The organism is Embleya sp. NPDC127516 (assembly GCF_044765325.1).
Lineage (GTDB): Bacteria > Actinomycetota > Actinomycetes > Streptomycetales > Streptomycetaceae > Embleya.
Window position 1 is genome coordinate 1 of record NZ_JBIWJT010000063.1, and the last position, 24,344, is coordinate 24,344.

Below are 24,344 nucleotides of genomic sequence, written 5' to 3' on the forward strand. Positions count from 1 at the left end.
TTGGACAGGTGGTGCAGGTCGGCCATGAGGTGCATGTTCTCCTCGCCGGTGATCAGCCCGTCGACGGCGGAGAACTGCCCGGTGACGCCGATCGCCGCCCGCACACCGTTCGGTGACGCGGCGACGTCGTGACCCGCGACCTGAGCCTGTCCGCCGTCGGCGCCGATGAGCGTGGACAGGATCTTCACTGCGGTGGTCTTGCCGGCGCCATTCGGCCCGAGCAGTGCGAACACCGACCCCGACGGGATGCGCAGGTCGATGCCGTCGAGCACGACCTTGTCGCCGTACGACTTGCGCAGATCGGTGGCGGAGACGGCGGCCGGCGACGCGTGACCGTTGGCCCGCCTGGACGTGGGCAGCGTGGGAGAAGGCACGGGGCCCTCCATTCGAAGGCTGAAGTGGGCGGGGAATGGGGCCGATCGAGGATGCGGTGCTCAGACCCGGGCGCGGCGTACGTCGATGTTGCCGTGGCGGGTGCGGGCGCGGATCTTGACGGCGTCTTCGGTCTTTTCCGGGGTGTCGGACGCGGCGAGCGTGTTGCGTACCTGGCCGGAGTTGGAGCTGACGTCGAGCCAGGCGGCCGTACCCTCGCGGACGCCGACCTCGATGGCGCCGTGCGAGGTCTCCAACTGGACTGTGCCGGAGGCTACTTCGCCCACTCGCAGAGTGCCGTGGGCAGTGGTGGCGGTGACCGAGTCCTCGGCGCGCCGGATCTCGATGTCGCCGTTGGCGCCACTCACCCGCAGCTCGCCGGTCGCGGCGTCGACCGTCGTGGTGCCGTGCGAGTTCTTCAGTACGGCGGGGCCGTCGACGACGCCGACGCGCAGGCTTCCGGAGCTGGTGGTGATCTCGGCCATGCCCTCGACCCGGTCCACGGTGATCGAGCCGTGCGACGCGATCAGGTTCAGCGGGCCGGTCGTGTCGAGCCGGACGTCGCCGGAGGAGGTCTTCACGCGGACCTCGCCGAGCCGTCCCTCGCCGAGTACCTGGGTCCAGGATCCGGTCATGTCGATGCGCGAGCCGGCGGGCAGTTCGACCTTCACGTCGACGGTGCCGGTGCGGCCGAACAGGCTGGACTTGGGCGTGCTGATGGTCAATGCGCCGTTCGCGAACGTCACCTCGGTCTGCTCGGTCGCCCGTGCGTCCTGCTCCCGCTTCGGGTCGCGGGGCCGGACCTCGACCACGGTGTCGAGGCGGTCGCCTGCGGTGAATTGGATGGAACCGGCCTCCACGTGTGCGGTGATCGAGATCGGTTCGGGAGTGTCGAAAGAAGGCATGGCTGTCTCGTCCTCTCGGGTCTTCAGGACGTCCCCGCTGGTAGGACGTGCTGGAGGTGAAGTGGTGGGGGCGAAGCGGTGGAGGTGAAGTGCTGCTGTGGGCCGGGCCGTTGCGGCTAGCGCACCCAGCCGTTGAAGCTCTGTCCGATGTTCTGGGTCTTCTCCGTCGTACGTGGCCGCGCGCCGTCGACCGCGGCCGACACGGCCCGTACCAGCCACGCGTTGACCGACAGGCCCTCGCGACTCGCGGCCTCCTCGACCCTCGCCTTCAGGTGGGCCGGCAGACGCAGGTTGACGCGGGCGGCGGCGCCCTCGTCGCCGTCGGTGGGCGCACGAGCCCTGAACGGTTCGACCGGCTCCGCGGCGGCGCCACCGTCGGCGGGCGGCGGCGTCACCACGAAGTCCGGGTCCAGTCCGCGCAGCCGTATGTCGACCGACCCGGGGGCGAGCTCGCGAGTGATCTCGTCCATCGCGGCGGAGAGCACGTTGAGCATGGTCAGACGAGTCGCCGACTCCAGCGGAGCGATAAGCCGCTCGGCCAGTTCGCGGGCATCTTCGCCGCCGGCTTCGGCGGCCACCGCAAGTTCGCGGCGGAGGGTGTCGACGTACGGTGCGAGGTCCATGACGTCATCATGGCAGCACAATGGCGCCATTTGCAAGCCCGGGTGGCACCCCACCTGGAACCAGGCTACGAACGGCCTCTCTACCTGCGAAAACGTGAAGAAGGAGGCCCAAGCCGCAGTGGCGCCTTGCGCACCCATGGGCCCCCTGGGGCAAGGAATGGCGCCGGATGGCGCCGAGAGGGTCACCATGACGTTCGGCGACACCAGATGGCGCCAGGGGGCGCCACAGGTGTCATGTGATGCCGGGGTTTGTCACATAAAGCGGCTCGCGCTCCCCTCGCGGGCTCTCGCTCCGCTTAACGGGCTCTCGCTTCACCTCGCGGGCGATCGCTGCGCCTTGCGGGCTGTCGCCGGGCCGACTCAGCCGAGGCGGCACGATCGGGCCCGCCCTTCAGCGCCCGGCCGGCCACGTGTGGAGTCGCGATCGGCCGCCTCCCCACCGGGTCGATCCCCTCCGACGCCCGCAGCCAGAGCGCGGACCCGGCACGGCATTGCCGATCGCGCCGCCCGACTCGGCTCCTTGTCCGTCATCCGACAAGTCCCGGCCACCTCTCCCACCTCCGACACGCCCATATCCGGATCTTGGCCACGCTTCGACCAACCACCCGAGCTTCTCCGGCGAACGGCGCACCGACCGCCTCGGCCCGCGCGGGTCAAGCAGTGGCCGGAGCCGCAGGGCGCCACGCAACGCCGACCCGGGACAGCCCCGGAAGACAGGCGCCCTCGCCCCGCACGCACCGATGCCATGGCCTGGATCACGCCCCGGCTCGTGGCCGGCGCGACGGTTTTCGGCGACTACACGGGTCTTCATACCGACGCACCCGACCACGCCACGCGGAGCCCTTCTTGCGCCACCCCGTCCCCGGCCCGGAGGCGACCAACGACGTCAAAGCGGTCATCTCGACGATCGCCGGTCTCCCCGGCCCCAACGTCTACGCGCAACCGGGCGACGGCTGCGAGCCGAACACCGGCTACGGGACCACGCCCGGCTCCTACGACCCGCACACGACCAGGAAACCGCTCCAGGACTTCCTGGGCCAAGTCGCCTACCAGCACGCCGACTCCACCTACCTGAACCCGCGTGCCGAAGTCGACCCAGGTGTCGACTCCGTCGAGAGCCGCCCGCCGCCCGGCACGCTCTCCTTCGGGCCCGCACCTTCGCACGGCCCGATCCATCGGCTTCCCCCGGACTGGCCCCGGATCGTTCCCGCCTCAACGGCTCAGCTCGGTCTCCTGCTCCAGGCGGGACAGCTTCTCGGGGTTGCGCACCGTGTACAGGCCGGTGATCAGGCCGGCCTCGACGCGCATTGCCATCACGCCGTGGATCTCTCCGGCGCGGCGCATGATGAGTCCGGGCCAACCGTTGATCTGGACCGGCTCGATCGATGTGCCGGCGGTGAATCTGGTCAGGCCGAAGGCCAGGTAGCGGGCCACGTCGTCGGCTCCCACGATCGGGCGCACCGCGGCGTGCCTGATTCCTCCGCCGTCGCTGAGGGCCACGACGTTCGGCGCGAGGATGTCGACGAGGTTTTGCAGGTCCCCGGTCTCGACCGCTCGTTGGAAGGCCTGGAGCGCGGCTCGGGTCTCGGCCGGGGAGATGACATCGCGTGGGCGGCGTGCCGCGACGTGCGCCCGTGCCCGGTGGGCGATCTGGCGGACCGCGGCGGGGCTCTTGCCGACGGCTTCGGCGATCTCGTCGTAGGCGACGTCGAACACCTCCCGCAGTACGAACACCGCCCGCTCGGTCGGCGTGAGCGTCTCCATCACCAGCAGCATCGCCATGGAGAGACTGTCGGCCAGTTCGATGTCCTCCGCCACGTCGGGCGTGGTCAGGAGCGGCTCGGGCAGCCAGGGGCCGACGTAGGTTTCCTTGCGGCGGTCGAGCGCACGCAGCCGGTCCAGCGCCAGCCGGGTGACGATCCGTACCAGGAACGCGCGCGGCTCGCGCACCACGGCCAGGTCGACCCCCGCCCAGCGCAACCAGGCCTCCTGCAGAACGTCCTCGGCGTCGGCGGCCGAGCCGAGCATCTCGTACGCGACGGTGAAAAGGAGGTTGCGGTGGGCCACGAACGCCTCGGTGGCCGCGGCCGAGTCCGCGCGACCGTCGCCGACGCGGGGCGGCTCGGTCGTCTCCGCCGCGCCCGCCTCTGGTTCCTCGCTGCTTGCGCTCATGCCTGGCTTCTCCCACCCGTTCGTTCCCATGCCGGTTCCCGTACCCGTACGCACAAGACGCCGGCCTCCACCGCTCTGTGACACCTACGACCGGGTGACATACGGCACATCACGCCGCTGTCACGCGGACCGAATCGCGCACGTCTCGTGAAGGTCAGGACGCCGCGCGAAGGATCGGCGCGGCACGTACCACCACGAGTGAGGACCACGTCATGGCAACCACGAAGGCGCAGGCCCCGGCGGGCCCATCGCGCCGCTGGGTCGCGCTGTTCTTCATCGGGTTGGCCCAGCTCATGCTCGTACTGGACGCCACCGTCGTGAACATCGCGCTGCCGTCCATCCAGGGGGACCTCGGGGTCTCCGACGCCGACCGGCAGTGGATCATCACCGCGTACACGCTGGCGTTCGGCAGCCTGCTGCTGCTCGGCGGCCGGATCGCCGACTACGTCGGCCGCAAGCGGACCTTCCTGATCGCGTTGCTCGGTTTCACCGCCGCGTCGGCGCTCGGCGGCGCGGCGGGGAACTTCGAGATGTTGTTGGTCTCCCGTGCGGTGCAGGGTGCGTTCGGTGCGCTCCTCCAGCCGTCTGCGCTGTCGCTGTTGACGGTGACGTTCACCCAACCGAAGGACCGCACCAAGGCGTTCGGGATCTGGGGCGGCATCAGCGCCGCGGGCGGCACGATCGGGCTGCTGGCCGGCGGGGCGCTGACCGACTACCTCGACTGGCGCTGGTGCCTGTACGTCAACATCCCGATCGCCCTGGTCGCCGCGATCGGCGGGTACACGGTGCTGGCCGAGTCGCGGCGCGTGGGCAGGGCGCGCTTGGACATCCCGGGCGTGTTGCTGGTGACCGGCGGGCTGGTCGCGATCGTGTACGCCACCACCCGGGCCGAGGCCGACGGTTGGGGCTCGACGACGGTACTCGGCCTGCTGGCCGCCGGTGCGGTACTGCTCGCGGTGTTCGTCTTCGTCGAGAGCCGGGTGGCGCAGCCGCTGCTGCCGCTGCGCGTGGTGGCCGACCGCACCCGCGGCGGCGCGTACCTGGCCGTGGGTCTGGCCGTCATCGGCATGTTCGGGGCGTTCCTGTTCATGACCTACTACATGCAGGTGGTCAAGGGGTACTCGCCGACCAAGACGGGGGCGGCCTTCCTGCCCATGGCCGTTGCGGTCCTGGTGTCGGCCGCCGGGCTCAGCACCCGGCTGATGCCCAAGTTCCCGCCGCGGGCGTTGATCGTGCCCGGCATGCTCGTCAACGCCGTCGGCATGTTGTGGATGATCACGGTGGAACCGGACACCTCGTACGCCGGCGGCGTGCTGATCTCGCAACTCCTGCTCGGCTTCGGCGCGGGCCTGGTCATGCCGGTGGCCATCAACTACGCCACCCACGGTGTCGACCACGGCGACCTGGGTGTGGCCTCGGCCACCGTCAACACCGCGCAGCAGATCGGCGGTTCGCTCGGCACCGCGCTGCTCAACACCATCGCCACGAGCGCGACCGTGGACTACCTGGCCTCACACGACAGCAGCCCGGCGACCGCGAAGCAGGCACTGGTGGAGGGCTTCGCGGAGGCGGGGGCGTGGGCCGCGGGGATCATCGTGGTGGGCGCGCTGATCGTCGCCGCGCTGATGAACACGGCTCGTCCGGACCAACTCGGCGCCGACACCGGCGCCGGAACCTCCGACGACGCCGAATGGCCCGAGGCCACCGACGGCAAGGCCGCCCTCGCGGACGACCACGGTGCCGAGCCGCTGCCGGCGCACACCTGACCCCAACGGTCGGCATCGATCGATCGACCGGCGACACCGCTCACGCGCGAGGATGCTCCGGTCTCGCACGGATCGAGACCGGAGCTCTCGGCGAGGCACCCCCGCGATGTCGATGGCCGGCCGGTCCCCTCGCGGGCGACTCGGTGTCCGTGGGACGGCGGGTGCCGGCGCGCGGGCTTCGCCGTTCTTCGGCGGACTTCGAAAACCGGCGGGTGGTGTCTCACCTTCGCCGGGCCGGGCCGAACCAGGTGGCGAGGGCGGTTCGAAGCGCCGAGGTGTCGGGGGTGCCGGCGGTGTCGGCCGCCCAGGCGACGTGTCCGTCGGGGCGGATGAGGAGCGCGGCGGGAGCGGGGATCTCACCGACGATCGGGACGGGCCAGTGGTCGTCCTCGCTGCGCGCCTCGACGAGGTCGACGCGATCGGCCCAGCTCTTGGCGGTCGCCGCCACCTCGGCGCTGCCGCGCAGGTCGAGCAGTACGGGGCGGGCGGCATGCAGCAGTTTGTAGACGCGGGTCGCGCCGTCGGGCGTCTTGAGGTCGGCGTCGGGAACCCGGCGGCCCTCCAGCGGATGGTTGCCGCCGACCCGGTAGCGGATGTCGAGGGCCGTGAGCATGCCGCGCAGGTACCGGTTGACGTCGTCGAACACCATGAGCGAGCCGAACACGTCGCGGAGCGCGTCCATCTGGGCACCGGGGCGGGCCAGCGCCTCCTGTGCCCGGGTGTTGTGCAAAACGCGCTCCGCGACGGGGTGGCGCTCGGCGTGGTAGCTGTCCAGCAGAGTCTCCGGCGCCCGGCCGTGTACCACCGAGGCGAGCTTCCAGCCGAGGTTGACCGCGTCCTGCACTCCCAGGTTCAGTCCTTGCCCGCCGGCCGGGAAGTGGATGTGCGCCGCGTCGCCCGCGAGCAGCACCCGGCCCTCCCGGTACCGGGCGGCCTGCCGCGCGGCGTCACCGAACCGGGAGATCCACCTGGGGTTGCGCATGCCGTAGTCGGTGCCCACGAGCCTGATCAGCGACTCGCGGAGCAGCTCGAACGTCACCGGGTCGTCGCGGTCGGCGACCCGGTCGTACTCGGTGGTGATCACCCGGTGCCAGCCCGGCTCCAGCGAGAACGCCGAGAAGTTGCCGCCGGGATAGCGCCGCCCGAAGATGAACTCTTCCGGCAGGTCCGGGAGTTCGACGTCACCGAGCAGCGCGGTCATGGTCGCCGGAGTGCCCGGGAAGTCGATGCCCGCCAGTTTGCGCACCGTGCTGCGTCCGCCGTCGCAGCCCACGAGGTAGCGGGCGCGCAGCGTCGCGGACGTCGCCTCCGCCGCGCCCAGCTCGACCGCCACGCCGGTCTCGTCCTGGTGGATCCCGCACACTTGGGACGACCGGCGCACGCGTACGCCGAGCTCGGTGCCCCACTCCTCCAGGATCCGCTCGAAGGCGGACTGCAGGAGCTGTAACGGGAGGGGGTGCCTGGACTCGAGGCCGTCGAAGTCCAGCCAGAGCCCGGAGAAGTGGCCCACCGGCGTCAGTTCGCCGACGGCCAGGAAGCGGTCCAGGACTCCGCGCTGGTCCAGCACCTCGAGGGTGCGCGAGTGCATCCCACCGGCTCGCGACTCGCCCGTCCGCTCCGAAAGACGTTCCACCACCATCACGTCGACGCCCGCCAGCCGCAGCTCGCAGGCGAGCATCAAGCCCGTCGGCCCGGCGCCCGCGATCACCACGTCCGTGTCCAGGCCGGTGTGTCCCATGTCGTTGCCCCATTCGCCTGTGTTCTTGCTGTCGTCGAATCACGTTCACGGCAGTGGATCGGCCGGTCCGGACACGTCGGTGCCGGAATGCTCAGAGGACTTCGCCGTCCTTCGTCCTCCTGCGCAGGGCCGGCCTGCTGGACTGGGCGAGGTCCTTCCACATGTCGGACAGGCCGGCGATGGTACGAGCCGCGAACAACGTGCGGATGGACACCTCCTGGTTCAGCTCCGACCGGATCAGGCCGACCAGCCTGATCGCTCGCAGCGAGTTGCCACCCATCTCGAAGAAGTCGTCGTCGATGCCCACCCGGTCCAGTTCGAGCACGTCGGCGAGTGCCTGGGCCAGCACCCGCTCGGTGTCGTTGCGCGGTGCCCGGTACTTCCCGTCGTCGAACTCGGGCTCCGGCAGCGACGCCCGGTCCACTCTTCCGCCGGCCGTCGTCGGTATGCGGGCCGGCGTCACGAACACCGACGGCACCATGAACTCCGGCAATCGCCCCGCCACGAACCGGCGCAGTTCCTCACCCGAGAGGTCGCCCCGGCCGCCGGCCGGCACCACATAGGCCACCAATCGCTGCTGCCCGGAGTCGTCCGCCCCGACGGTCACCAGCGACTGCGCGGCCCCGGGGTGCTCGGACAGCACCTCCTCGACCTCGACCGGCTCGACCCGAACACCATGGATCTGTGCCTGGGCGTCGGCCCGGCCCACGTACTCCAGCCGCTCGTCGGCGCCCCACCGCACCCGGTCCCCGGTCCGGTACATGCGCCCGCCGGGCGGACCGAACGGACAGGGCACGAACCGCTCCGCGGTCTGCCCGGGGTGCCCGGGGTATCCACGCGCGACGCCGGGACCGGCCACGTACAGCTCCCCGGTCACGCCGACCGGGACCGGCGCCAATCCCGGACCCAGCACGTACAGGGCGGTGTTGTCCATCGGGCGTCCGATCGCGCCCGGGTGCCGCGCGGGTTCGTCCGCCGTCGAGCGGTGGCACGCGGCGAACCCGATCGTTTCCGCCGGACCGTGGCCGTTGACGAGTGTCAGGTCGGGGCATGCCTCCCGCACCCGGCGCAGCGCGGCCGCGGACACGTGGTCGGCACCGGTCCACACCGTGCGCAATCCGGCGAGGCACTCCGGGCGTTCCGCCGCGATCGCCGAGAACAGACCCACGGGCAGCCATACCGCGGAGATCTCGTCCGACGTTCGCAACTCGGTCAGCGTGTCGATGTCGAGTTCTCCCGGAGGGGCCACGACCACCCGGCCGCCGTTCAGCAGGGGGACCCACAGTTCGAGGGCGAGCGCGTCGGAGGTCTGCGGGGTGTGCCACAACACGGCTCCGCGGCCGTCTTCTCGCCAGTGGCGATCCAGGACGAACCGCTCCATGTTGCGGTGTGTCACGGCGACGCCGGCGGCCGCACCTGCCGATGCGTGGCCGTACGTCACGGCCAGCAGGCCGTCCCGGTGCACCGGGACCGGAGTCTCCCGCGCCCGTTCGCCGGTGTCGTCGGCGAGGTTCGACCGGACGTCCTCGAACAGCATCACCGGCACACCCGGATCGGGGGAGAGCCCCTCGGCCGTCGTCGCGTCGGTGAGCAGTAGGCGCGCCGGGGAGGCACCGATCACGGTCGTGAGGCGTTCCGTCGGGAACGCGGGGTCGATCGGCAGGTAGGCCGCGCCCGCTTTCGCCACCCCCAGCAGGGCGATGGCCAGGTCCGCCGATCGAGGCAGCGCCACCGCCACGACCGTCTCGGGTCCGACGCGCCGACGTCGCAGTGCCCCGGCCAGGCGGCTCGACCGCTCGTCCAACTCCCGGTAGGAGAGCGCGGAGTTCCCGGACATCACCGCGACGGCGTCGGGGGCCCGGCCCACCTGCCGCGCGAACAGTTCCGGAACCGACAGTCCCGGCAGCGGTACGTCCGTGGCGTTGGGTGCCGTGAGCACCCGCTCGCGCTCGAGACCGCTCACGACGTCCAGCGCACCGACCGGCAGTTGCGGATCGGCGGCCGTCAGGGCCCGGATGTAGGCGATCAACTCGCTTCCGATGAAACCCAGTTCCGCGCGGGAGTACAGGTCCGCGGGGGCGTCGAGCCGGAAGTAGAGGTCGCTGTCGGCGCTCCCGTCGGTGTAGACCCCGATCGACAACTCGTCGAACGTCCCGCTCGTCGCGCCGGAGTAACGCGCCGCGCTGTCGGCGAAGTGCAGTTGTTCGGCGAACTCGACGATGTTCATGACGGCGCCGAAACTCCCGCGACCGCTCAGGACCGTTCCGCTCGCGCGCTGGATCTCGGAGTAGTGGCAGAGGGTGTGGCCGAAGATGTCATACGTCTCGTCGCCCACCGCGTCGGCGACCTCGGTGAAGGTCGCTCCGAGCGGAACCCGTACGCGCACCGGCACCACGTTCACCGCCAGACCGGGCGTCCTGCTCGCTGCCCCGACCCGGTTGCCCACGGCCAGCGAGAGCAGGAACTCGCGACGATCGCAGCGGTGTCCGAGGAACACCGCCGCGGCCGTGGTCAGCAGTGACGACATCCATACACCCATGGACTTCGCGGTCTCGGTCCACGTGTCCGCCTCGGCGCGCGGCACGGTCAGCGTTCGGCTGACCATGCCGATGCACTCGGCCACCTCCGCCCAGCGGTCGGCGCTGCTCATCGGTTCGGACAGCGCGGACCGCGTCGCGTCCGACAGCGCCACGCGCGGAACCTGCGCGGGTGGGGGCGCGTCCGCCAGGTACTCGCGCCAGAATTCCGTGTCGTCGGCGAATGCCGGGGAGTCCTGATATTCCGCCGCCGCGTCCGCGAACGATTCGAGATCCCACGGGTGTGGCAACTCCGGTATCTCCGAGCCCCGCGCCAGTGCCGTGTACACCTCGGCAAGGCGCTGCGTCACGATGCCGGCCCCGAACCCGTCGGATATGAGGTGGTGGTAGGCGATCACCACGAGCGAGCGGGTGGCCGCGAGTTTGACCACGCCCAGTCGGAACAGCAGATCCCGCTCCAGGTCGAACGGCTGCCGCAGCATGTCGGCCAGCGCCTCCCGGGCCGCCTGCTCGGGATCGGTCTCGGCGCTGAGATCCAAAAAGAAGGGCCGCCAATCGCCCAATTGCCGGGGCACCAGCCGAAGCCCGCTGCCGTCGTCGACGAAATTGACGCACAGCACTTCCGCCTCGCCCAGCACGTGCCGAAACGCGCATTCCATGACCGTCGCGTCCAGTTCACCGTCCACATCGCACATGGTCAGCGCATGGTTCAACATGTCGGGAGACATCTTCTGTGCCAGCCACAATCCCTTGTGCGCGGACGACGCACCGAACGAACTCAAGCGGATCAACCCCTCGACGAAATAGGCCCGGGAACCGGAGGAATTCGCAGATGGACTCCACCGTCACGTAAGTGGATCAGCCGGTCAAGACAACCGGGCGCGGCGGCGGGGCAAGCCGCGGTCGAACGTGCCGTGTCCCGCCGGCGGGACATACCGCGGGCGGAAATACCCTGGAAGACGGCCCGAACACAGCCGGAACACGGTGGGTCAGCGCGGCACACGGGTGGCCATCGAGGACCTGATGTGCTCGGCGATCCTCCTTGGTGTCGGATACCGCAGTACGGCGTTCCCCCTCAGCTTGAGTCCGGTCGAGGCGCTCAGACGTTTGCTCAACTCCACCGCCAGCAGTGAGTCGAATCCGACGTCCTTGAACTCCTGGTCGGGGTCCACCGTCTCGGCGGAGGGGTGGCCGAGCACGACGGCGACCTTCTCCACGACGTGCTCCAGCACGAGTGCCCGCGCGTCGTCGTCGGACGCCGTGGCGAGCAGGTCCGACAGGGGGACGAGGTGATCCTCACCTGCGGGAAGCCGTGTCGGGGCCGCCTGCGCGGATGTCGCCGCGGGCGAAGAGTTCAGCCAGTACCGCTGCCGGCGGAACGCGTACGTCGGCAGGTCCACTCGCAGGCGCGCCCCGAACAGGGCGTTCCAGTCCACGGCGCCGCCCCGCACGTGCAGTTGGGCCAGCGAGCCGACCACGGCCTCCACCTCGTCCCGGTCCCGCCGCGCCGAGGACAGGACCAGCACGTCGTCCAGGTCCTCGACGATCTCCTGCACCGGGACGGTCAGCACGGGATGCGGGCTCATCTCGATGAACACCCGGAAACCGTCGTCGACCAGCCGGCGGACGGACGATTCGAAGCGAACCTTTTCCCGCAGGTTCTCGTACCAATACTCGCCGTTCAGCTTCGCGGTATCGATTCTTTCGCCGTGCAGGGTCGAATAGAAGGGTAGTGTCGACGTTTTCGGGCGCACATCGGACAGTGGGCCGATCACCTGATCGCGGACCCGGGTCACGTGGTGCGAATGCGAGGCGTATTCGACCGATATTCTCCGGGCCTGAGTGCCTTCGGCCTTCATCTTCTCGACGAATTCCTCGAGTGCGTCGGGTTCCCCGGACACCACCACCGAGCGGGGTCCGTTGACGACGGCGATGCTCAGCCGGTCGTTCCACGGAGTCAGCCGGGCCTCCACGGATTCGGCGGACTCCACGACCGACGCCATCGCGCCGTGACCGATCAATGCCACCAGGGCCTTGCTGCGGAGCGCCACGACCTTGGCGGCGTCGCGCAACGACAACGCGCCGCACACGTGGGCGGCGGCTATCTCGCCCTGGCTGTGCCCGACCACCGCGGCCGGTTCCACTCCCCAGGACCGCCACAACGCGGCCATCGACACCATCACCGAGAACAGCGCCGGCTGCACCACGTCCACCCGGTCCAGGGTCGGCGCTCCCGCCACGCCGCGCACCACGTCGAGCAGCGACCAGTCGACCCACTGGGCCAACGCGGCCGCACACGCGTCGAGGTTGTCCGCGAAGACGGGGAAGGTGTCGTACAACCGCCGGCCCATGCCGACCCATTGCGACCCCTGTCCGGGGAACATGAGGACCACGCCTGCGGGGTTTCCCGCGACCCCTTGGACGACCGCCGCGGACTCCGCGCCGTCGCGCAACGACGCCAAACCGTTCAGCAACTCGTCCCGTCCGCGGCCCAGCACTACCGCGCGATGGTCGAAGCGTGATCGGCTCGACGACAACGAATAGCCGACATCCGCGAGATCGACCCCGGGGTCGGCGGCGGCGAAGTCGTGCAGCCTACCCGCCTGCCGCGCCAACGCCGCCGCGCTCTTGCCCGATACCGCCCACGGGACCAGACCGTCGGCGAGGGCCGCACCCGCGGCCCGTTCGCCCGCCCCCGCCGGCGGCGGCCCCTCTTCCAGGATCACGTGCGCGTTGGTGCCGCTGACCCCGAAGGACGACACCCCGGCCCGCCGCGGACCGTCGGCCCGGGTCCACTCACGCCCCTCCACCAGCAGTTCGACCGCGCCCGAGGACCAGTCCACGTGTGCCGAGGGCGTGTCCACATGCAGGGTCTTCGGCAGGTGCCCGTGGCGCATGGCCATCACGGCCTTGATGACACCGGCGACCCCGGCGGCGGCCTGGGCGTGACCGATGTTCGACTTCATGGACCCCAGCCACAAGGGCCTGCCCTCGGCCCGCCCCTGACCGTAGGTCGCCAACAGCGCGCCTGCCTCGATCGGATCGCCCAGCACGGTTCCGGTGCCGTGGGCTTCGACCAGGTCCACCTCGGCGGCCGAGACCCCCGCGTTCGCCAGAGCCTTGCGGATCACCCTCTCCTGGGCGAGGCCGTTGGGAGCGGTCAACCCGTTGCTGGCGCCGTCCTGGTTCACCGCGGAACCACGAAGGACGGCCAGCACCGGATGGCCGTTGCGGCGCGCGTCGGACAGCCGTTCCAGCAGCAACACGCCCACCCCCTCGGCCCAGCCGGTCCCGTCGGCCGCGTTCGCGAAGGACTTGCAGCGGCCGTCGGCCGCCAGACCCCGCTGCCGGGAGAACTCCACGAAGATCGCGGGCGTCGACATCACCGACACCCCACCCGCCAACGCGAGCGAGCACTCCCCCGACCGCAGTGACTGCACCGCCAGGTGCAGCGCCACCAGCGACGACGAACACGCCGTGTCCACGCTCATCGCGGGCCCGGTCAGTCCGAGTTCGTACGCCACCCGGCCGGAGGCCACGCTCAGCGTGCTGCCTTGCAGCAGGTAGCCCTCCAGTTCGTGCTTGTCCTCCTCCAGGAAACGCGCCCCGTATTCGGAGGAACTCACTCCGGCGAAAACACCGATGTCGGCCCCGCGCACGTCGGCGGGAACGATGCCCGCCCGTTCGAGGGCCTCCCACGAGGTCTCCAACAACAGGCGCTGCTGCGGGTCGACCGCCAACGCCTCGCGCGGACTGACACCGAAGAATTCCGCGTCGAAGGCGGCCACATCCGTCAGGAAGCCTCCGTGGCGCACGTACGAGCCGCCCAGGGTGTCGGGATCCGGGTCGAACACATCCCGCCAGCCGCGGTCCTGCGGGAACTCGTCCACCACGTCCAGGCCGTCGCGGATCACAGTCCACAGCTCCTCGGGCGACGACACGCCTCCCGGGTAGCGGCAGGCCATGGCCACCACGGCGATCGGCTCACCACGCCCGGCCTTCAGCGCGTCGTTCTCCTGCCGGAGCCGATCGCGCTCCTCCAGCAGCGTGCGAAGCGCCCGCTCGACCCGGTCCGCGCCTTCCGCCGTGCGATCCGCCGAGTTGACCATGTCACTCACCCCTCTCGTCCAGAGCCAGGCCGACGAGTGCTTCCAAGTCCATGGCCGCCAGTACGCCGGCGTCGGTACCGGTATCCGGCAGATGACCGTCGGCGTCTTCCGCTCGAGGCGCTTCGGCGTACGCCAGAACCAGTTCCAGGACGCCCGCGTTCCGCAGGCCCTCGATCGAGACGGTCCGCAACACTTCTCGAATCCGCGCCTCCTCGACCGCGCTGGGGTCCGGTGCCGGTCGCAGCAGGCCGAAGACGTGCCGCCCCAACTCGCGTGGCGTCGGGTAGCTGAAGACGATGGTGGACGGCAGGCGCAATCCGGTGGAGGAGGCAAGGCGGTTGCACAGTTCGACCGCGGTCAGCGAGTCGAATCCGAGGTGGGTGAACGCCTCGTCGGCATCGATGGCCGCGCCGGACGGGTGTCCGAGCACGACGGCGGCCTGCTCGCGGACCGCGTCCAGCACGGCTGCCTGCGCCTCGCCCTCCGGCAGGCCGATCCATCCGGCGGGTAGGCCGAGGGCGCCGCCGTCCCTGCTCGTGCTCGTCCGGTTGCGAAGTGGGCGGCTGCCGTCGACGAGGTCGCGCAGGAGCAGCGGCGGCTCCTCGCCGGTGATGTTCCGCAGCACGGAGAGATCCACCCGGGCCGGGATGAGCACCGGCTTGTCGATCGCGCACGCCGCGTCGAACAGGGCCAGCGCCTGGGGTGTCGGCATCTCGGCGATGCCCAGCCGCCGGATCCGCGAGACGTCGACCTCGTCCAGGTCCGTGGTCATCCCGCTGCGCTCCCACCAGCCCCAGCACAGCGACGTGCCGACCAGGCCGGACGCCCTGCGCCGCGCCGCCAAACCGTCCAGGAACGCGTTCGCCGCGGCGTAGTTCGCCTGTCCCGCGCTGCCGAGCGTGCCCGCGAGGGCGGAGAATTGCACGAACGCCGACAGGTGGTGTTCACGGGTCAGCTCGTGCAGGTTGATCGCACCGCCGACCTTGGCGCGCAGCACGCGTTCGAGGCTGTGGTCGGTCAGCGACTCGACCGTGCCGTCCGCCAGCACCCCCGCCGCGTGCACGACCGCCGTCAGCGGGTACCGCGGCGGCATGTCCGCGAGCAGATCCGCGAGGGCGGCCCGGTCCGCGACATCGCACGCCGCGACCTTGACCACCGCGCCGGCCGCCGCGAGGTCCGAGACCAATTCGGCGGCTCCGTCCGCCGCCATGCCCCGACGGCTCGCCAACACCAGACTCCGCACACCGTGTTCGGCGACCAGGTGCCGCGCCACCAGTGATCCCACTCCCCCGGTCCCGCCGGTGACCAGCACACTTCCACCGCCGAACCCCCCGCCCACGTCCAGGACCAACTTGCCGACGTGGCGGCCCTGGCTCATCTCGCGGAAGGCCTTGCGCGCGTCGCGAATGTCGCGGATGGAGATCGGGTTCAGCCGCACTCGCCCGTCGGCGAACAGTTCCATGACGGCCCGGAACATCTCTTGGATCGCGTCCGGGCTCTCCTCGTAGAAATCGAAGGCCCGGTAGTCGACCCCGGGGTGATCGGCCGCCACCCGGTGGGGATCGCGAATGTCCGTCTTCCCCATCTCGATGAAGTTCCCACCGTTGGGGAGCAGCCTCAGCGAGGCGTCGACGAACTTGTGTGCCAGGGAGTTGAGCACGACATCCATGCCGCGACCATCCGAGGAGCCCAGGAACTTGTCCGCGAACTCCAGGTCCCGCGAGGATGCCAGGTGCTCGTCGTCCAGCCCCAGCCCGCGCAGGACGGGCCACTTGGCCGGGCTCGCGGTTCCGTACACCTCGGCACCGATGTGCTGCGCGAGTTGCACGGCGGCCATCCCGACGCCGCCCGCCGCGGCGTGGATGAGGATCCGCTGTCCCTTCTCGAGCCGCATCACGTGGAAAAGCGCGTAGTAGGCGGTGAGGAAGGCGGTCGGCATGGACGCCGCCTCGGCGTAACTCCACCCGTCGGGCACGGGCACGAGCAGGCGGTGATCCATCACGGCCACGGGGCCGAAGGCGCCGGTGAGGGCGCCCATCACGCGGTCACCCGGCGCGAGGTCGGTGACGTCGTCCGCGACCTCCAGCACCATTCCGGCGCCTTCGCTGCCGAGTCCGGCGTCGAAGGCGGTTTTCTCCACCAGTCCCAGGGCGATCGTCACATCGCGGAAGTTGAGCCCGGCGGCGTGCACGGCGACCCGAACCTGCCCGCTCGTCAGCGGCGCCTCCACCTCGGGGCAGGGAACCCAGGTCAGGTTCTCCAGGGTGCCCTTGGTCGGGATGCCCAGCCGGTGCGCGCCGGCCGCCGGTGGCTCGATCCGGTGCCGCGCGGGTGCGGTCGGTGCCATGCGGGGCGTGAGGTACTCGCCGCCACGCAGTGCCTGTTGTTCTTCGCCGAGGGCGAGTACGTCCGGGAAGCGCGCGAGGGAGGTCTCCTCGTCGTCGATGTCCACCAGCTTGAACCTGCCGGGGTGCTCGGCCTGGGCGGACCGGATCAGGCCCCACACGGACGCGCCGGGAAGGCTTTCGACGTTCGCCCCGCCGGCGGTGTCCAGGGCCAGGCGGGTGAGCACGGTCAGCGTGGATTCGGCGAACGTTTCCTCGGCGAGGAATCGCTGGATCCGGTCCAGCACGTGCGCGTTCGCTCCGCCGACCTCGGCGAGCAGGTCGGGGTCGGCGGCGAGGAAGTCGTCCAGGCACAGGACGATGTGCCGGGGCGCCCGGCCCGCGGGGACATCCTCGATCGACTCGTAGCGCGGGACCGCCTCACCGCCCGCCGCGGACAGGCGCGAAGCCAGGCCGTCCTTGGTCCCGAGAACACCCCACTGCCCCCGGTAGGGTTCCCGCCGCTCGCTGTCCCGCAGCGGTCGCCATTGCACTTCGAACAGCGATTGCTCGGGCCCGCCTCGTGCCGAGCGCAGTTGTTCGGCACTGGCCGGTCGGAACGTCAGCGCCGCGACCCGAGCGATGTCGCGGCCGTGTTCGTCGGCGATCGCGACGGACACGACCCCTTCGCCGACCGGGGTGATCCGGGCCTTCACGCTCGGGCCGCACTCCCCGGTCGCGTCCACCCCGGACCACGAGAAGGGCATCCAGCCCCGGCCGTCGTCCATGCCCACGACGCCACCGACCGCCACCGCGTGCAACACCGCGTCGATCAGCGCCGGATGCAGTGCGAACCCGGAGCCCGACGAGCCGTCGTCGGTCGCGGGCAGCGTGGCCAGCACGTACAGATCGTCATCGTGGCGCCACACCTCGCGCAGGCCGCGGAACGTGGGGCCGTAGTCGAAACCCGTGTCCGCGAGGAAGTCGTAGAGGCCGCCGATGTCGAGTTGCCCGGCCCCCACCGGTGGCCACACCGCCGGTGCCGGCGCGGCATCGGTCCGCGCGGGCGAGCGCGCCGGGGTCGGTGCGAGGCTCCCCGTCGCGTGACGGGTCCAGCCGCCCACCGTGTGGCCCTCGGCGCCGGGACGCGAGTACACGTCCAGGCGGCGGTGTCCCGTATCGTCCGCGGCGCCGACGACCACCCGCACCTGCACGTCGCCCGGGTCGGCAAGCAACAGGGGAACCTCCAGGGAGAGTTCCTCGACCGAGGCACACCCGACGAAGTCGCCCACCGACAGCGCCAGGTCCAGGAACGCCGTCGCCGGTACGACGACCGCGCCGAACACGGCGTGATCGGCCAACCAGGCGTGGGTTCGCAGGGACCACCGGTCGGTGAACACAACCTCGTCGGTACCGGGGTGGTCCATCACCGCGCCCAGCATCGGGTGTTCCGGAGCCGAAAGGCCGGCGGAGGCCACGTCCGCGGCGCCCAGCGCGGCCCAGGTGTCCCACCAGTACGGCTGCCGCTCGAACGCGTACGTCGGCAGATCCACCCGCCGACCCGCCCCGAGCAGGGCGGCCCAGTCCACCGCCTCGCCTCGGACGTACAGTTGGGCCAGCGAGCCGACCAGCACCTCCACCGACCCGCGGTCCCGCCGCGACGACGACAGGACCACCGCGTCCTCCACGCCCTCGCCGGCGAAGGTCTCCTTGGTGATGCTCGCGAGGGTCGAGCCCGGTCCCACTTCGAGGAATACGTTCGCTCCGGCCGCCCGGGCGCACACGACCGCGTCGAAGAAGCGCACGGGTTCGCGGACGTGGTTCACCCAGTGCCCGACGGACGTCAACTCCTCGACCGTGGCCTCGCGCCCCAATCGGGTCGAGACGACCGGGATCGCCATCTCACCCGCGGGCAACGCGCCGATCGATGCCGCGAACTCGGCCAGGATCGGGTCCATGAGCGGGGAGTGGAACGCGTGGTCGACCTCGAGCAGCCTCGCCGACGTGCCGCCGGCGACGAGCCGTTCCCGGAGGTCGTGCACCTCCTCGCGAAGACCCGAGATCACCACCGACGCCGGGCCGTTGACAGCGGCGACACCGACGCGGTCGTACCCCTCGAGCAGGGCGTTCACCTCGTCTTCCGAAGCGCGTACCGCCAGCATGGCGCCCCGCTCGCCGACCGTCTGCATGACCCGCCCCCGAGCCGCCACGAGCCGGGTCGCGGAGTCCGGGTCGAGGACACCACCGACGTGGGCGGCGGCGATCTCGCCGACCGAGTGACCGATCAGGTGATCCGGCCGAGGACCGTAGCGCGTCATGAGCCGGTACAGGCCGACCTGCAGGGCGAACAGCGCCGGCTGCGCGATGTCCGTGCGCTCGCGTTCCGCGGGCTCGTCGGCCAGGAGCAGGGGCCGCAGGGCGAAGGGGAGATGCGCGTCGAAGCGTGCGCAGATCTCGTCGAGGCTCTGGGCGAAGACGGGGAAGGTGTCGTACAACGGCCGTGCCACACCGGCCCAGCGCGCCCCCTGCCCCGGGAACATGAAGACGGAACCACCGAGCTTCCCGGCGACGCCACGCACCACCCCGGCGGATTCCACCCCGTCGCGCAACGACGCCATCCCACTCAGCAACTCGTCCCGGTCACGCCCCAGGACCACCGCGCGGTGCTCGAGCCGGGCCCGGGTCGACACCAACGACCAACCGACGTCGGCGATGTCCGCGCCGGCGGCGGCGAAGTCGCGCAGCTTCCCCGCCTGCGCCCGCAACGCCCGCTCCGAGCGCGCCGACACGACCCACGGCACCAACCCACCGGCACCGCCCGACCCTTGGTCGGCGGCGTCGGACGCCGGCCTCTGCCCGGAGGCCGGCATTTCCTCCGGCGCCGAGACCTCCTCGGGCGCCTGTTCGAGAATCAGGTGCCCATTGGTGCCGCTCACGCCGAACGCCGACACGCCGGCCCGCCGTGGCCGACCGCCGGTCTCCGGCCACGGCCGCGCCTTCGCGAGCAGTTCCACCGCGCCCGCCGACCAGTTCACGTGGGGTGTCGGCGCGTCGATGTGCAGCGTCCTCGGCAGGGTGCCGTGCCGCATGGCCATGACCATCTTGATGACACCCGCCACGCCCGCCGCGCACTGCGGGTGGCCGATGTTCGACTTCACCGACCCCACCCACAGCGGCCGGTCCTCGGGCCGGTCCTTGCCGTAGGTGGCCAGCAGCGCCTGCGCCTCGATCGGGTCACCCAGCGTGGTGCCCGTACCGTGCGCCTCGACGGCGTCCACCTGGTCGGCCGTCAACCGCGCGTTCACCAGGGCCTGCCGGATGACGCGTTGCTGGGAGGGGCCGTTGGGGGCGGTCAGACCGTTGCTGGCACCGTCCTGGTTCACCGCCGAACCGCGCACGACCGCCAGCACCCGATGGCCGTTCCGCCTCGCGTCGGAGAGGCGTTCGAGGAGGACCAGCCCCACGCCCTCACCCCAGGCGGTGCCGTCCGCGGCGGACGCGAACGGCTTGCATCGGCCGTCCGGAGCCAACCCGCGCTGGCGACTGAACTCGATGAACGCGCCGGGCATCGTCATCACGGTCACGCCGCCGGCCAGGGCCAGCGAACACTCGCCGTTCCGCAGCGCCTGGGTGGCCATGTGCAGCGTCACCAGCGACGACGAGCAGGCCGTGTCGACCGTGACGGCCGGCCCCTCGAGACCCCATGTGTAGGAGATGCGCCCGGAGGCGACCGAGGTCGAGGTGCCGGTCAACAGGTAGCCCTCGAGCACTTCCGGCGACGCGTGCATCGGCGGCCCGTAGTCCTGGTGTGCGATCCCCACGAAGACACCCGTGCGACTGCCGCGCAGCGTCGTCGGGTCGATGCCCGCCCGCTCGATCGCCTCCCACGAGGCCTGGAGCAGGAGACGCTGCTGCGGGTCGATCGCCATCGCCTCGCGCGGGCTGATCTCGAAGAAGCCGGGGTCGAACGCGTCCGCGTCGTAGACGAAGCCGCCTTCGCGCACATACGACTTGCCGTGGGTGCCCGGCTCCGCGGCGTACAGCTCGTCGAGATTCCAACCGCGGTTGCGCGGGAAGTCGGAGATGGCGTCCCGTTCGGCGACGACCAGATCCCACAGGTCCTCCGGCGAGCGCACACCGCCCGGGTAGCGGCAGCTCATGCCGACGATCGCGATCGGCTCGCGCGACGCCGCGGACAGTTCGGCGTTCACGCGGCGCAGGCGTTCCGTCTCCTTGAGAGATGCCCGCAACGCCTCGACAACGGCGTCATTCGATTCGGCCATCACGACCTCCGCGTCTCGTCGGGAACGCCGTTCCCCATCGCCATGCGCACCATCTCGTCCACACCCATCTCGTCCAGCGACGGCCCGTCGCCGTTCTCCGGCGCGTGACCCGCACCGTTCGCGCCATTCGTCTCGGCGCCGCCGACCGGCGGGCGGCCGGCCAGGCTGAGGAGTGACTCCAACAGCCCCGCCTCGCGCAGCCGCGCCGGCGGAATCGACAGCACCAGATCCCGCACCTCGGCATCGTCCACATCCGCCGACCGGCCGGGGGTACCGCCGCCGACCGACCGCTGGGGGAACAGTTCCTCCCGCAGGTACCGCGCCGCGGCAACCGGCGTCGGGTAGTCGAACAGCAACGTGGTGGGCAACTCCCGCAATCCGGTCACGCGTCGTAGCCGGTTCCGCAGCTCCACCGCGGTCAGCGAGTCGAAGCCCGCCAGCTTGAAAGCCCGTTCGGTACCGATCGCGTCCGGCCCCTTCAGGCCCAGGACCGCCGCGGCGTGCGCGCGGACGGTCTCCAGGAGGGCCTCGTCCAGCTTGTCGTCCGGCATCTCCCGCAACCGGGGCACCAGTTCGCCCTCCGCCGCGCCACCGGCGTGACCACCCGCGGAGTGCGCCGTCGTGGCCACGGCGAGATCGGGAAGATCGGCGATGAGCCGACTGGGGCGGACCGCGGTGAAGCCGGGCGCGAAGTCCGCCCACTCCACCCGAGCCACCGTCACCTGCGTCTCCTGCCGGCCGAGCGAGGCGGCCAACGCGGCCAGCGCCGTCTCGGGGGCCATCGGCGGCAGCCCCTTGCGGCGCAGGCGTTCCTCCACCTCGCCGGTCATCAGGCCGCCACCGCCCCACGACCCCCAGGCCACAGCGGTCGCGGGCAACCCGGACGCCCGCCGCACCTGGGCGAGCGCGTCGAGGAAGGCGTTCGCTGCGGCGTACCCGCCCTGTCCGCCGTTGCCCAGGACGCCGGCGGCCGAGGAGAACAGCACGAACGCCTCCAGCTCCAGATCGGCGGTGAGCTCGTGCAACGCGGTCGCGGCGGCCACCTTGGGCCGCAGTACCCGCTCCAGTTGCTCCGGCGTGAGGGTCTGCACCAATCCGTCCATGAGCGCCCCGGCACTGTGAATCACCGCGGTCAGCGGATACTCCCGCGGAACCGACGCGAGCAACTCCCGCAGCCCGTCCCGGTCGGCGACATCGACCGCGGCCACGGTCACCCGCGACCCGAGCGCCGTCAGTTCCGCCTCCAGCTCCGCGATGCCGGGCGTGTCCCGGCCACGCCTGCCGACCAGCAGCAGGTGCGGTGCTCCGGCCTCGGCCAGCCGGCGGCAGACCTGCGCTCCGACCGCTCCCGCGCCGCCCGTCACCAGCACGGTGCCTCGTGGGCGCCATTCCGGCACCGGCGCGTCACCCAGCGGTGCCCGCGCCAGTCGCCGCCCGAACACTCCCGAGGGGCGCACCGCCACCTGGTCCTCGCCGTGGCCCGCGCCGACGCCGTGCCCCGCGTCGACACCGGCGAGAACCGCGCACAGCAACTCCACGGCGCGCCCGTCCGGCCGGGCGGGCACGTCCACGAGCCCACCCCACCGTTCCGGCCGCTCCAGCGCCACCACCCGGCCCAGGCCCCAGATCTGGGCCTGCAGCGGGTTGGCGACGGCGTCCGCGTTCCCGGTGGACACCGCCTCCCGGGTCAGGCACCACAGTCGGGCCTCGACGCCCGCGTCCTCCAGTGCCTGCACCAGGGCAACCGTGCCCGCGAGGCCGGCGGAGACCGGTTCGTGCGCGGCGGTCAAGCCGTCGTCGACGAGCGCGGCGAAGGACAGCACGCCGGTCGGACCGCCGGGCGCCTCGTCCTCGGCGAGCGTGGCGACGAGCCGCCGGCCGAGCGCGGCCCGGTCCCGCAGGTCGGTCGGCGCGACGTCGCATCGGACCACGTGGGCACGGCGTTGCCGGATCGCGTCGAGCACCGTCTGCACGGCGGGGTCCGCGGCGATCGCCTCGGGGACGACCACCAGCCAGGTGCTCCCCTCCAGTCCCGGCGTCGCCCCGGTCCCGATGTCGGGCAGCGGCTTCCACGTGGCCCGGTAGCGCAGGCCGTCCAGTTCCGCCCGATCCAGCCTGCGCCGCCGCCACGACGACATGGCGGACAGTACGGCCGGAAGGGCGGCGTCGACGGCGTCGCGCTCACCGTTCGCGTCGCCCAGCCCCAGTGTGCCGATCAGCGCGTCCGGGTCCTCCCGGTCGACCGCTGCCCAGAACTCGACCTCGCCCGGGTCCGAAGCGGCGCCGGACGCACGGTCGGTACCGGCTCGGTCGGTGGCCGACAGCCAGTAGCGTTCGTGTTCGAAGGGGTAGGTGGGCAGGTCGACGGACTGCGTCGGGGCGTAGAAGCCCGACCAGTCGGCGGTGGTGTGCGTGTGCGTGGCGGCCAGGGAGTGCAGCACACGCTGCCAGTCGCCCTCCTCTCGGCGAAGGGTGCCGGTGATGGCGATCTCGCCGGTGCCGGGGTGGTCTTCGGCGGTTTCCTGGAGCGGGTGGACGAGGACGGGGTGGGGACTCGCCTCGATGAACAGCGTGTGGCCGTCGTCCAGTAGGGCACGGGTGGTCGTCTCGAACGCCACGGTGGTGCGCAGGTTCTCGTACCAGTACGCCGCGCCCATCACGCTCGTGTCGCTCAGCGGGCCGCCGGTGCGACCGGCCACCGTCGAATAGAACGCCACTGCCGCCTCCCGCGGACGCACCGGGGCCAGCAGTTCCAGGAGCCGGTCGTGCAGGGCCTCGACGTGCGGGGTGTGGGAGGCGTAGTCCACCGGGATCTTCCGGGCCCGGATGCCCGTGCCCTCGCAGTGGGCGAGGATCTCGGCCAACGCGTCCGCGTCACCCGCGACCACGGTGGCCGACGGCCCGTTGACCGTCGCGACCGCAACCCGCCCCTTCCAGGGGGCGACGAGATCCTCGGCAGCCGCCACGCCCAGCGGCAGCGACAACATGCCGCCCCGACCGGCGATGCCGGCCAATGCCCCCGAACGCAACGCCACGATGCGCGCGGAGTCGTTGAGGGTGAGAATGCCGGCGATGTGCGCGGCGGCGATCTCGCCTTGGGAATGACCCACCACCGCGTCCGGGGTGACGCCCAGGTGCTCCCACAACCGGGCGAGCGAGATCATCACCGCCCACAGTGCGGGCTGGACGACGTCGACGCGATCGAGGGTGGGGGCGCCCGGAGCGCCGTGGAGGACGTCGATCAGGCTCCAGCCGGTGAACGGTTCCAACGCCGCCGCGCAGGCCTTCAGGTGCTCGGCGAACACCGGCGAGGTCCGCATCAACGCCACACCCATGCCGACCCACTGCGAACCCTGCCCCGGAAAGACGAAGACGGTCCCACCCGAATGCGCGGGCACCGTCCCGGTGACCACACGGGCGGAGGGCTCACCCGCGGCCAACGCCGCCAACCCATCCCGGAAATCCGCCGGTTCCCGACCGATCACCACCGCCCGACGCTCGAACACCGAACGACC

10 protein-coding genes are annotated in these 24,344 nt (G+C 71.3%); 1 reads left to right on the plus strand and 9 read right to left on the minus strand.

What is annotated here, in order from left to right:
• From ACIRL2_RS50340 to ACIRL2_RS50355, 4 genes are all read right to left on the minus strand, one after another.
• On the minus strand, positions 1–359 hold a 359-nt coding region (locus ACIRL2_RS50340; RefSeq protein ID WP_402242390.1), incomplete at its 3' end, for an ATP-binding cassette domain-containing protein.
• Between the two features lie 75 nt (positions 360–434).
• Entirely contained in the window at positions 435–1,277 is an 843-nt protein-coding gene (locus tag ACIRL2_RS50345) for a DUF4097 family beta strand repeat-containing protein (protein ID WP_395873046.1), read from the minus strand.
• Between the two features lie 116 nt (positions 1,278–1,393).
• A complete protein-coding gene (locus ACIRL2_RS50350) occupies positions 1,394–1,900 on the minus strand; it encodes a hypothetical protein (protein ID WP_395873045.1) in 507 nt (168 codons plus the stop codon).
• 1,212 nt (positions 1,901–3,112) lie between these two features.
• Positions 3,113–4,072: an RNA polymerase sigma-70 factor gene (locus ACIRL2_RS50355; RefSeq protein WP_395873044.1), complete on the minus strand. Its 960-nt coding sequence runs from the start codon at positions 4,070–4,072 to the stop codon at positions 3,113–3,115.
• Positions 4,073–4,284: 212 nt separating this feature from the next.
• On the opposite strand from ACIRL2_RS50355, the gene ACIRL2_RS50360 reads away from it, so the two are divergent.
• Positions 4,285–5,838: an MFS transporter gene (locus ACIRL2_RS50360; RefSeq protein ID WP_402242376.1), complete on the plus strand. Its 1,554-nt coding sequence runs from the start codon at positions 4,285–4,287 to the stop codon at positions 5,836–5,838.
• A 220-nt stretch (positions 5,839–6,058) separates the two neighbouring features.
• Here ACIRL2_RS50360 and ACIRL2_RS50365 read toward each other — a convergent pair whose 3' ends face one another.
• From ACIRL2_RS50365 to ACIRL2_RS50385, 5 genes are all read right to left on the minus strand, one after another.
• Positions 6,059–7,576, minus strand: a complete 1,518-nt coding sequence (locus ACIRL2_RS50365) for an FAD-dependent monooxygenase (RefSeq protein ID WP_395873043.1) — start codon at positions 7,574–7,576, stop codon at positions 6,059–6,061.
• A 91-nt stretch (positions 7,577–7,667) separates the two neighbouring features.
• Positions 7,668–10,895: an amino acid adenylation domain-containing protein gene (locus ACIRL2_RS50370; RefSeq protein WP_402242379.1), complete on the minus strand. Its 3,228-nt coding sequence runs from the start codon at positions 10,893–10,895 to the stop codon at positions 7,668–7,670.
• 207 nt (positions 10,896–11,102) lie between these two features.
• The gene (locus ACIRL2_RS50375) at positions 11,103–14,222 is read right to left on the minus strand and encodes a type I polyketide synthase (protein ID WP_402242382.1); all 3,120 of its coding nucleotides are present in this window, start codon (positions 14,220–14,222) and stop codon (positions 11,103–11,105) included.
• Position 14,223: 1 nt separating this feature from the next.
• Complete coding sequence (locus ACIRL2_RS50380) at positions 14,224–20,829, minus strand: SDR family NAD(P)-dependent oxidoreductase (RefSeq protein WP_402242385.1); 6,606 nt, start codon at positions 20,827–20,829, stop codon at positions 14,224–14,226.
• Positions 20,829–24,344: SDR family NAD(P)-dependent oxidoreductase (locus ACIRL2_RS50385; protein WP_402242388.1), on the minus strand; the 3,516-nt coding region annotated here is incomplete at its 5' end. The genes ACIRL2_RS50380 and ACIRL2_RS50385, both read right to left, overlap by 1 nt.